General features: G+C 43.0%; 8 protein-coding genes and 1 pseudogene. 5 read left to right on the forward strand and 4 right to left on the reverse strand.

Annotation, left to right across the window (positions count from 1 at the left end):
- The first annotated feature begins 3 nt into the window (after positions 1 to 3).
- From parC to C2M33_RS12145, 4 genes are all read left to right on the forward strand, one after another.
- Positions 4 to 2301: a DNA topoisomerase IV subunit A gene (gene parC, locus C2M33_RS12130; RefSeq protein ID WP_063702130.1), complete on the forward strand. Its 2298-nt coding sequence runs from the start codon at positions 4 to 6 to the stop codon at positions 2299 to 2301.
- A 166-nt stretch (positions 2302 to 2467) separates the two neighbouring features.
- Positions 2468 to 3154 carry a 1-acylglycerol-3-phosphate O-acyltransferase gene (locus tag C2M33_RS12135; RefSeq protein WP_105174537.1) on the forward strand — a complete coding sequence of 229 codons (687 nt, stop codon included), beginning with the start codon at positions 2468 to 2470 and terminating at the stop codon, positions 3152 to 3154.
- Positions 3154 to 3489, forward strand: a complete 336-nt coding sequence (gene rraB, locus C2M33_RS12140) for a ribonuclease E inhibitor RraB (RefSeq protein WP_054552644.1) — start codon at positions 3154 to 3156, stop codon at positions 3487 to 3489. The genes C2M33_RS12135 and rraB overlap by 1 nt, the downstream gene beginning before the upstream one ends.
- A gap of 235 nt (positions 3490 to 3724) precedes the next feature.
- Positions 3725 to 4942, forward strand: coding sequence for an HD-GYP domain-containing protein (locus C2M33_RS12145; RefSeq protein WP_105174538.1), 1218 nt, complete (start codon positions 3725 to 3727; stop codon positions 4940 to 4942).
- Here the strand turns inward: C2M33_RS12145 and C2M33_RS12150 are convergent.
- On the reverse strand, positions 4902 to 5225 hold the full coding sequence (locus C2M33_RS12150; RefSeq protein ID WP_105174539.1) for a hypothetical protein: 324 nt from the start codon (positions 5223 to 5225) through the stop codon (positions 4902 to 4904). The two genes, C2M33_RS12145 and C2M33_RS12150, sit on opposite strands and share 41 nt — an antisense overlap.
- Positions 5226 to 5561: 336 nt before the next feature.
- On the opposite strand from C2M33_RS12150, the gene C2M33_RS12155 reads away from it, so the two are divergent.
- Positions 5562 to 6839, forward strand: a complete 1278-nt coding sequence (locus tag C2M33_RS12155) for an outer membrane protein transport protein (protein WP_105174540.1) — start codon at positions 5562 to 5564, stop codon at positions 6837 to 6839.
- A gap of 166 nt (positions 6840 to 7005) precedes the next feature.
- On the opposite strand, the gene C2M33_RS12160 is transcribed toward C2M33_RS12155, so the two are convergent.
- The 3 genes and pseudogenes from C2M33_RS12160 to pepA all read right to left on the reverse strand — a co-directional run bounded on the left by C2M33_RS12160 (position 7006) and on the right by pepA (position 11971).
- Positions 7006 to 9861 carry a valine--tRNA ligase gene (locus C2M33_RS12160; protein ID WP_063702138.1) on the reverse strand — a complete coding sequence of 952 codons (2856 nt, stop codon included), beginning with the start codon at positions 9859 to 9861 and terminating at the stop codon, positions 7006 to 7008.
- Positions 9862 to 9884: 23 nt separating this feature from the next.
- A pseudogene (locus C2M33_RS12165) lies at positions 9885 to 10330 on the reverse strand (DNA polymerase III subunit chi).
- 126 nt (positions 10331 to 10456) lie between these two features.
- Entirely contained in the window at positions 10457 to 11971 is a 1515-nt protein-coding gene (gene pepA / locus C2M33_RS12170; RefSeq protein WP_063702143.1) for a leucyl aminopeptidase, read from the reverse strand.
- Between the last annotated feature and the right edge of the window lie 139 nt (positions 11972 to 12110).

Genomic DNA, 12110 nt, shown 5'->3' on the forward strand with positions numbered 1-12110 from the left:
TTAATGAGTGATACAGATACCTTGCTGATGCAAGGCATAGAACAACAAACAATGGGGCGTTTTACCGAAGACGCCTACTTAAACTACTCAATGTACGTCATCATGGATCGCGCCTTACCTCATGTAGGTGACGGTCTAAAACCTGTACAGCGTCGTATCATTTATGCAATGAGCGAACTGGGGTTATCGGCGCAAGCAAAATATAAAAAATCAGCGCGTACCGTGGGTGATGTACTGGGTAAATACCACCCCCATGGTGATAGTGCCTGTTACGAAGCAATGGTGTTAATGGCGCAGCCGTTTTCTTACCGCTACCCGCTGGTGGACGGTCAAGGTAACTGGGGTGCTGCGGATGATCCTAAGTCATTTGCTGCGATGCGTTATACCGAAGCGCGTTTATCTAAGTTCTCTGAAGTTTTATTAAAAGAGCTTGGCCAAGGTACAGTTGATTGGACCTCAAACTTTGATGGCACACTTGATGAGCCTATGGTGTTACCTGCGCGTTTACCACACATCTTACTCAATGGTGTGACCGGTATTGCGGTAGGTATGGCGACCGATATTCCGCCGCATAATGTGCGTGAAGTTGCCAGTGCCTGTTGCTTACTTCTTGATAAACCAAAAGCTGAAATCGAAGAGTTGCTTGAGTTAGTGCATGCGCCTGACTACCCAACAGAAGCCGAGATCATAACACCGAAAGACGATATTCGTAAGATTTATCAGACCGGACGTGGCTCTATTAAGATGCGTGCAATTTACACTGAAGAGCAAGGTGACATAGTGATCACTGCGCTGCCTCATCAGTGTTCAGGTGCAAAAGTACTTGAGCAAATTGCAGCGCAAATGAATGCTAAAAAGCTGCCAATGGTTGCTGATTTACGTGACGAATCAGATCACGAAAACCCAACTCGTATCGTGATTGTTCCGCGTTCTAACCGTATCAAGGCTGAGCCATTAATGGCGCACCTATTTGCAACGACAGACTTAGAAAAGAACTACCGGGTAAACTTAAACATGCTTGGCCTCGATGGTCGTCCGCAAGTTAAAGACTTACGTAGTATCTTAACTGAGTGGTTAACGTTCCGCCGTGAAACAGTTCGCCGTCGTTTACAATACCGCTTAGATAAAGTGTTAGCACGCTTGCATATTTTAGAAGGTTTATTAACTGCTTTCTTAAATATTGACGAAGTCATTGAAATTATTCGTACTGAAGATAAACCGAAGCCTGTATTAATGGAGCGCTTTGGTATTACCGATATTCAAGCCGAAGCGATTTTAGAATTAAAACTACGTCATTTAGCGAAACTTGAAGAATTCAAGATTAAAGGTGAGCAAGATGAGCTTGCCCTTGAACGTGATAAGTTAGAGCAAATTTTGGGTTCTGAGCGTCGTATGTCGACGTTGATGAAAAAAGAAATCCAAGAAGCGGCTGAAATGTACGGTGATGATCGTCGCTCACCTGTTGTTGAACGTTTAGAAGCAAAAGCACTAAGCGAAAAAGATCTTATTCCTTCTGAGTCAGTGACCGTTGTGTTATCTGAAAAGGGCTGGGCACGTGTCGGTAAAGGTCATGATTTAGATGTTGAAGGGCTGAGTTATAAGTCAGGCGACAGTTATAAAGCCTCTGCGCGAGGTAAGAGTAATCAGCCTGCGGTGTTCTTAGACTCAAGTGGTCGCGCTTTTGCTACTGATGCCCACAGTTTACCTTCAGCACGTAGTCAAGGCGAACCAATGACAGGGCGCTTTAACTTAAGCGCTGGTGCTAACTTTGAGCATGTCGTGATGGCTGAAGACAACCAAGTGTTGTTAATGGCTTCAGATGCAGGTTATGGCTTTATAAGCGATTTTAAAGATCTGGTGAGTAAGAACAAAAACGGTAAAGCGCTGGTCAGTGTTCCTAAAGGGGGTGAGTTACTCGCGCCAATTAGAGTGACTGATGTAGCAACTGACTACTGTATGGCAATCTCTAACGAAGGCCGAATGTTGCTATTCCCACTGCGCGACTTACCTAAGCTAAGTAAAGGTAAAGGCAATAAGATTATTTCTATCCCAAGTGCGAAAGTGCAAGCCCGTGAAGAGTTTGTAAAAGTACTGGCTGTGGTGCCTGAGGGCAGTAGCGTAACTCTGCATGCAGGGAAACGAAAACTGACACTCAAACCGTCTGATCTTGAGCATTATCATGGTGAACGCGGTAGACGAGGTAATAAGTTACCACGTGGTCTGCAGCGAGTTGATGAAGCTGTTGTTGAAGTGATCCAGACTGATGATAGTGATGAGTCGCCAAGCGAAGTAACAGAGTAAAAACCAGAGGCCTGCAATTGCAGGCCTTTTTATTAGCAAAACTCACAAATACATTTAAGCGTACACATGTGCGCTTAAAGCTATTGCAATAGCATTTTTCACGTTATAATGCGCGCTGATTAGTACGAGGAGAATTCGTTTGTTAGCTATTTTTCGCATAATTTTCATGGCGTTATTCATTGTTTTCAGCTGTGTTTTTGGGCTGCTTTTATGCATCGTTAAGCCGTTTCATACCAATAATGTGCATATTATTTCGGGTTGGTTTTGCAAGGTAGCTAAAATTTTAGGTGTCAAGTTAGAGCTTAAATATCACGAGACTCCTAAAAACATTGGCCCTGCCGTCTATGTAGCAAATCATCAAAATAACTATGACTTATTCACTTTGCCTGCCATGGTGCCAGAAAACTGTGTAAGCCTTGGTAAAAAAAGCCTTAAATGGATCCCATTTTTTGGTCAACTATATTGGTTATCGGGAAATATCTTAATTGACCGTGCTAACCGCTCAAAAGCGGCTGGCACAATTTCTAAATCGGCTGAGAAAATAAAACAAAAAGGTCTATCGGTTTGGATGTTTCCTGAGGGCACGCGAAGCTATGGCCGTGGTTTATTACCCTTCAAAACAGGTGCTTTTCACACTGCAATGAGTGCAGATGTGCCAGTCGTGCCAGTTTGTATGAGTACAACACACAAAACTATTAAGCTAAATCGCTGGGATAATGGTACAATTTACCTCGAAATGTTAGCGCCGATTTATCTTGATAAAGACGTATCTGCTCGTGACCATGCTTCACATGTTCATCAGATTATGGCTGCTAAAATAACTGAATTAGATGCTCAAGTGAGAAACAAATAATGGAAAATTGGCGCGAAATTACTGAAGACATCGTTACTTCATTACTTGAAGATGGCTCAGATCCTGAAGTACTTTATGAAGTGGAACACCACTTTGTTAGCGAAAATTTTGAAAAGCTAGAGCAAGCAGCTTTAGCCGCTTTTAAACTAGGTTACGATGTTGAAGAACCTGCTGAACTTGAGCTTGAAGACGGCGAGAAAGTGTGGAGTTTTGACGTGGTTGTTGAGTGTGAACTTGACGTAGAAGCCATTATGGAAGATGTAGACAAGCTAGAAGCACTTGCTCAGCAAACAGATGTTGAATACGACGGCTGGGGCACTTACTTTCAGGAATAAAGTTAGCGAGTTGCTAGGGAAGGAAGTTAGCAAGTTTCAAGAGTAAAGTTAGCGAGTTTCTTGACTCGTTAGCTAAGCGATTCTAACTTTACTCTTTCTAACTTTCCCCTTTCTAACTTTCCCCTTTCTAACTCCATAGCTCATACCTATTTCGTATTCGCTACCCAATCTATAGACATTTGTAATCAATTAGCGATAATAAAAAACTCGATGTTTTTATGCGCTAAGCTCACATATGCTTATTACCTTACCCATTGCCGAACTTGTACCAGGGATGTTTGTTGACAGTGTCAGTAAGCAACAAGAGCATGTAAATAGTATTAAGATCAAAACACGTGGTTTAGTGCGTGATAAAACGATTATTCAGCGCCTGATCTCTGAAGGGGTTGAAGAGCTACTCATCGACTTTACTCAAAGCGATGTTGCACTCCCTAAAAAATACCAGCCAAAACCCGAACCAGCTAAACCGAAAGTTGAACAAAAGCCTGCAGCTAATGAAGAGCCGCAAGGGGTCACGGTTCAACAAGAGTTTTTAAAAGCCAGTGTGCATTACGAACAGCATAGCCGAAAACTACAAGGCTTCTATTCAGACATTACATCAGGTTTAAAGATAAATATGTCGGTGCTCGATGATATCGCTGTTGATATAGTGGGCTCGGTATTTCGTAACCATAACGCATTAACTATTTTAACTCGCCTCAAAGATAAGCATATCTACAATTGGCGTCATATGATTAACACCGCTATTTTGGTGAGTGTGTTTGCTAAGTACTTAGGTTACAACGAAAAAACAATTAAAGAACTGGCAATGGGTGCCTTGATGCACGATATTGGCCAGGCGAAAATGCCACAAGGTGTATTGTCTAAACCAAGCGCTTTAAACGACAACGAAATGCAAGTTGTTAAACAGCATGTGGCGCAGAGTTTGGGCTTAGTGAAAGGTGAAAAGGGCATTACGCCGTTAATGCTCGATATGATTGTGAATCACCATGAGCGTTTAGATGGTACAGGCTACCCACGTGGTATTGCGGCTGAAAAGTTGAGCCGTGCAGCACGTATCATGGCAATCGTTGATGTGTATGATGCCATGACGGCAGATAGACCCCATCAAATGGGTGAAGAGCCAATCTCAGCGCTGCGTTATTTGCTCGCTAATAAACAGATGTTCGATTCTGAATTAGTGCAACGCTTTATTAAGTGCCTAGGTGTGCACCCGGTTGGAACTATTGTGAAATTAAACAATGAGCGTTTGGCATTAGTGATGGAAGGCAACCATGAAAACCCAATCAAGCCGAAAATAAAGATCTTCTATAATGCCAAGCATAAGCATCATATTACTGCCAAAGACGTCGATTTAAGCGCAGAAAAAGAGCTAAAAATTATTGCCAGTATTAAGCCTCTTGATTATCAACTTAATTTGGCTCGTTTGTTAAAAGAGCATCTGCTTGTTTAGACTTAATGCAGCGTTTTTTGGCGCTGCGCTTTGCTGATATAAATGCACCACTAAAGCAACTCGTCATTAATACCAACCACAATAACGTGCCTTTTTCGACATGCAACGCCACGCAACATAATAACAGCGACAACACCGCACTTAGCATAGCGCCTAACCAATAATGATTCACTGGATTATCGCAATCACCCGCTTTAGTACAGGCACAGTAGTTTGCTTTACAAAAATAATGAACACTCACACCGCATAACATCAGTGCCGCAATAATCAATGCGATTTCCATACTCACACTCAACAGAAAAACCTTTATTTTTAGTCTAAAGGGACAATAAATAGATGTCAATGCAAATGATAATTACTACCGTTTGTTGGTTTTGTAATCAGAGATCTGATGAGTTTTAATAAGTTGTTATCTTGTTGTTAAAATGCGGTTTTTTTACCTATTTCTAACGAAAAATTACAGTTTTTTGATCTTAATTAAGGTAATGTTCGAAAGTTTGTAATCATTAGAATAAAACATCTAATACCAACATACAGCGCTAATCTTTTATGCTTAACTAATAGGTTGCCCTCATTGTTGGATTAGTTTTCGCACAAGTTTGCAAGAGGACACAGATTTATGAAGTTCACTAAAACACTAATTGCAGCATCACTTGCTGTTGTTTCTGCTGACAGCTTTGCTGCAGCTTTCCAATTAGCAGAGCAAAACGTATCAGGTTTAGGTCGTGCATACGCTGGTGAAGCAGCCGTTGCTGATGACGCGTCTGTTGTTGCTCGTAACCCTGCACTTATGTCTTTATTCAAAGACAAGCAAATCTCTGTAGCAGGTATTGCTGTCATTCCAGATGTAAGCTTAAAAGGTGAAAGTGCTGCATACGGCTTAGATGAAAGCTCTATCGATGACGATAGCATTGCGCCATCTGCATTTATTCCTGCAGGTTACTTCACTATGCCTTTAAACGACAAAGTGTCTTTAGGCTTTGGTGCTTTTTCAAACTTTGGTCTTTCAACAGAGTTTAAAGATGACTACGCGGCAGGCTCTATCGCGGGTGAAACTGAAATCGTAACAGTTAACATGAATGCAAGCGCTTCATACAAAATCAACGAACAGTTCAGCCTAGGTCTTGGCTTAAACTATGTTTATGCTGATGCGAAAGTTGTTCGTAATGCAGGTGCAAACCCTCTAGGTTTACCAGCTAACACGCAAATTGCTCACCTTGAAGGTGACGATTACGGCTTTGGTTGGAACATTGGTGCGATGTATCAGTTAGACGAAAACAACCGTTTTGGTTTTAACTACCGCAGCGAAACAGATATCGACTTTGAAGGCGAGTATTCAAACCAACTTCCAGCTGCTTTTGGCGGTCTAGCGGGTACTAAAGTACCAGGTGAGTTAAAATTAACCTTACCAGCAATTGCAGAATTCTCTGGTTCACACCAAATCGATAAGAAGCTAGGCGTACACTACAGCATCTTATGGACTGGTTGGGACAGCTTCCAAAAATTAGAAGCCTACGTACCAGGTGTTGAATCTCCAGTATTCTCTAAAGAAGAGAACTTCTCTGATTCAATGCGTTACTCTATCGGTACTGACTATCAGTACAGCGATGCACTTTTACTTCGTGCAGGTATTGCATACGATGAATCGCCAGCAGACCAATCGCACCTTTCAATCTCTATCCCTGATACAGATCGTTTCTGGTTCTCGTTTGGTGGTAACTACGCATTCAGCGAAAACTCAAATGTTGACTTAGGTGTAAGTATCCTTCGAGGTAAAACACAAAACTTCTCTGAAAAAGACAGCCTAGCTGCTTCTTTAGGCCAAGATGTTTCATGGGAATTTGAATCAAAAGGTCACGCAGTTCTAGTTGGTGCTCAGTACAACTACAAATTTTAATACCAATTCGTTTAATCCCTCAAAATGATTAAGTATTATTGCGGGTTGGTATAATTGTGACGCGACGTAAAGTCGCTGTTACAGAGCATTAAAAAGCCGCACTATAACAATGTTATAGTGCGGCTTTTTTGTAAGCGCTATAAAACTTATAGCGCTATATATGCTGTTATAGACTTTCGATTTTCGCTTTTTGCGCTAACAGTTTGTCTTTCGCATCGGTAAATTCAGCCAGTTTAGCATGCTCTTTAGCAAGTACAGCTTCTGGTGCGTTATTTACGAACTTCTCGTTAGCTAACTTGTTTTGAACCTGTGCTAAGCCTTTTTCTGCTTTCTCAAGCTGCTTCGCGATACGAGCTAATTCAGCTTCAACATCTATTAGGCCAGCCATTGGGATCATGATCTCAAGGTTACCAACATACGATGTTGCACACGCTGGTGCATCGTCTTTATTATCAAGAAGGGTGAACTCTTCAAGCTTAGCAAGCGACGCTAAGAATGCTTCGTTATCCGTTAAGCGGCGCTTGTCTTCGTCAGACGCATTAGCAAGCAATACAGATAATGGTTTGCTTGGGCTGATATCCATTTCACCACGAATGTTACGAATAGCAAGAATGAATTGTTTAACCCATTCTAGGTCGTCCATCGCTTGGCTATCAACATTAGCTTCATTGTATACAGGGAAACCTTGAACCATGATGCTAGTGCCCGCAGTTTCGATACCTGCAAGTGGCGCAACACGTTGCCAAATCGTTTCTGTGATGTATGGCATTAACGGGTGCATTAAGCGAAGTAGACTTTCTAATACCGTGATTAAGGTGTGACGAGTACCACGTTGCTGTGCTTCGTTACCTTTAAACAATACTGGTTTAGTCAGTTCTAGGTACCAGTCACAGAATTGGTTCCAAGTGAACTCATAAATGGTGTTAGCTGCTAGGTCAAAACGGTAGTTTTCTAGATGCTCAGTATAGGTTTTAACAGTTGCTTCAAATTGGCCTAAAATCCAACGATCAGCGAGTGAGTACTGTTTTTCAGCATCTGTCGCGAAGCCACAATCTTGCTCTTCTGTGTTCATTAATACGTAACGGCTCGCATTCCATAGTTTGTTACAGAAGTTACGGTAGCCTTCAAGGCGGTTCATATCCCAGTTGATATCACGACCCGTAGAAGCCATTGCTGCAAGGGTGAAACGCAGTGCGTCTGTACCGTGTGCTTCAATCCCGTTTTCGAATGTTTTACGGGTGTTCTTCTCAATCTTCTTCGCTAGTTGTGGCTGCATCATGTTACCAGTGCGCTTTTCAACTAGGCTTTCAAGGTCGATACCGTCAATCATGTCGATAGGATCAAGTACGTTACCTTTCGATTTAGACATCTTATCGCCGTTTTCATCACGGATAAGGCCAGTGACATAAACGGTTTTAAATGGTACTTGTGGCTTGCCGTCTTCATCTTTGATGAAGTGCATGGTCATCATGATCATACGAGCAACCCAGAAGAAGATGATGTCGAAACCTGTTACCAATACGTCAGAAGGGTGGAAGGTTTTTAAATCGTCGGTGTTTGCAGGCCAGCCTTGCGTTGAGAAAGTCCAAAGCGCAGACGAGAACCACGTATCTAAAACGTCTTCGTCTTGCTTAAGTGCAACATCATCAGCAAGGTTGTTATCGCGGCGTACTTCAGCTTCGTCACGACCAACGTATACGTTACCTTCGTTGTCGTACCAAGCAGGGATGCGGTGACCCCACCAAAGCTGACGTGAAATACACCAGTCTTGTACGTCGTTCATCCACGAGAAGTACATGTTCTCGTATTGTTGAGGTACGAACTTAATGTCGCCATTTTTAACGGCTTCTTTTGCAGGCTCTGCAAGCGGTGCTACGCGAACGTACCACTGATCAGTAAGAAGAGGCTCAATCACTACGCCAGAACGGTCACCGTAAGGGACTGTTAAGCTGTGATCTTCAATTTTTTCTAATAGGCCAAGTTCTTCAAATTCGCTCACAATCGCTTTACGTGCATCAAAGCGGTCAAGGCCGTGTAGGCGCTCAGGGATTGGCGCATCTAATTCAAGCTCTTTACCGTCGAATGTGTAGCTTTCGCCTTCGCTTAATACCGCAGCATCTTTGTTGAAGATGTTGATCATAGGAAGCTGGTGACGTTTACCTACTTCGTTATCGTTAAAGTCGTGGGCAGGCGTGATTTTCACACAACCTGTGCCTTTTTCCATGTCTGCATGCTCGTCGGCAACAATTGGAATACGACGGTTTACGATAGGCAGTAAAATGTCTTTACCGATCAGGTCTTGGTAACGCTCATCATCAGGGTTAACCGCAACACCTGTATCACCTAGCATTGTTTCAGGACGTGTTGTGGCAACAACGATATAGTCTTTGCCGTCTTGTGTTTTTACGCCATCAGCAAGTGGGTAACGCAAGTTCCACATGTGACCTTGTTTGTCTTTGTTTTCAACTTCAAGATCAGAAATAGCCGTGTGAAGTTTAGGGTCCCAGTTAACTAGACGCTTACCACGGTAAATTAAATCTTCTTTGTGAAGACGTACGAATACTTCTTTAACCGCTTCAGAAAGACCTTCGTCCATAGTGAAACGCTCACGGTCCCAATCCACAGAAGCACCTAAACGACGTAATTGTTTAGTGATCGTGCCGCCAGAGTGGTTTTTCCACTCCCAGATTTTTTCGATAAATGCTTCACGGCCAAGGTCGTGACGTGTTTTACCTTCTTCAGCAGCAAGCTTACGCTCAACAAGCATTTGTGTTGCGATACCCGCGTGGTCAGTACCTACTTGCCATAATGTGTTGTTGCCTTGCATACGCTTTAAACGCGTTAGCGTATCCATAATGGTATCTTGGAACGCGTGGCCCATGTGTAAGCTACCCGTGACGTTTGGTGGCGGGATCATAATTGAGTATGCGTCACCTTGACCAGACGGTTTAAAGTAGCCATTTTCTTCCCAGCCTTGGTATAAAGACTGTTCAATATCTTGCGGATTATAGGTTTTATCCATTACACAGAACCTTAAATAAATGCTTAAATGTCAATTTCTTGCGTTGCAATATGGGCGCCCAGTTGGCGAAGCTTTTTAAACCGCTCACGGGCGGCTTGCTTAGCATTTGGCTCAACGGGTACGAAATCATAAACCTGCTGAAAACGGCGGATAAAATCCGGAAGTTGTTCAGCTAAGTTGATTAATATTTTTCTGTTGCCGACAGGCGGAGTCATACCAATTTCAACCGGTGCGCCACCTTTAGGGCCTTCACCTTGTAAGTTGTGAGGTACAAAACTATCTGGTTCAAATGACCAAATGATGTCGTCGATTGTGTGGGCCGTGTCGGTGTTATCGGCGTAAATAAATACGCGATGACCTAGACGATACTGATCCGCAGCAATTTTAGCTGCCAGTCGAAAACTGCTCCAGCCGATTGGTGGGCATTATCATCTTGTTTTAGAACGTAAAATTGTGCGTTCATGCTCATTGTGACAAACGTCCCCACAGATACACAGATCAAAGCAGGGATTTTGACATAGAACGCGACTTGCTTCAATTAATAAGGCGCCATTTGGCGCCTTATTTAGGGTTAGTTTTAAGCTTGCAATAAGGCTTAATCGTGACTTGCTTCGCTTACACCCGCGCGGTTCAGTAAATACTGAGTCAACATAGGAACCGGACGACCCGTTGCACCTTTGTTTTTACCGCCACTGCGCCATGCTGTACCTGCGATATCTAAATGCGCCCAGTTATATTTTTTGGTGAATTTAGATAAGAAGCATGCCGCTGTAATAGTACCTGCAGCACGACCACCTAAGTTGGTGAAATCTGCGAATGGGCTTTCAAGTTGCTCTTGATAGTCATCCCACAGTGGTAGTTGCCAAGCACGGTCGCCACTTTGCTCAGACGCTTTTAGTAGGTCATGGGCAAGCGGGTTGTGGTTTGAAAGTAAACCAGTGGCATGCGAACCCAGCGCGATAATACATGCGCCAGTCAGTGTTGCTACGTCGACAACAGTATCTGGTTCAAAGCGCTCAACATAAGTGAGTGCGTCACACAGTACTAAACGGCCTTCAGCATCGGTGTTTAACACTTCAACTGTTTGCCCCGACATGGTGGTTAAAATATCACCAGGGCGATAAGCGTTTGAGCCAGGCATGTTTTCACATCCCGCTAAAACACCGACAACGTTAATCGGTAATTGCATTTGCACTAAAGCGCGCATCGTACCAATAACACCCGCTGCACCACCCATGTCGTATTTCATTTCATCCATGGCTTCGCCAGGCTTGATTGAAATACCACCTGAGTCAAAGGTTAAGCCTTTACCCACTAACACGATTGGCGCTTGGTCTTTGTCGCCACCTTGATAGTTGATCACCGACATAACCGATTCATTCGCGCTACCACGGCCAACTGCTAGGTATGAATTCATGCCCAGCTCAGCCATTTTTTCTTCGCCAATAATCTCAACGCTAACGTTCTCAAAGTTTTCAGCAAGCTCTTGTGCTTGTTCACCTAAATATGCCGGGTTACAGATATTTGGCGGCATGTTGGCAACGTCTTTACATAATTTGCTACCCGCAGCGATTGCTAAGCCATGCTCAATTGCGCTTTCGCCAATGGTTAACTCGCGGCGCGTAGGTACGTTGAAAACAATTTTACGTAGTGGACGGCGAGGGTCGCTCTTTTTGCTTTTCAGTTGGTTGAAGGTGTACAAGCAATCTTGTGTTGTTTCAACTGCTTGACGCACTTTCCAATAGGTGTCGCGGCTTTTAACGTGCTGCTCAGTTAAAAAGCATACCGCTTCCATCGAACCGGTTTCGTTTAGCGTGTTAATCGTTTTTGAGATGATTTGTTTATATTGTTTGTCATCAAGCTCACGCTCTTTACCACAACCTACTAGTAGTACACGCTCGCTCAGCACATTAGGCACATGATGCAATAGCAATACTTGGCCTGGTTTACCTTCAAGGTCACCGCGGCGTAGCAAGTTAGAAATATAACCGTCACTGATCTTATCTAATTGTTCACCAATGGGGGATAAACGACGTGGCTCATAAACGCCTACTACAATACATGCGCTACGTTGCTTTTCTGGACTACCACTTTTTACGCTAAATTCCATTGTTACTCCTGATATTGAGTCATATAACCTTAGTTAATAAGGGTAAGAAATTCTTTTACGAGTCCTTTCTTACATTTTTTAGTTTAATAGCACTAATCTTAGTACATAAACTATGACTCTATTTATGTGTTTTTGAACT

It is taken from the genome of Pseudoalteromonas sp. T1lg122, from assembly GCF_002964825.1.
GTDB classification, from domain to species: Bacteria; Pseudomonadota; Gammaproteobacteria; order Enterobacterales; family Alteromonadaceae; genus Pseudoalteromonas; species Pseudoalteromonas gelatinilytica.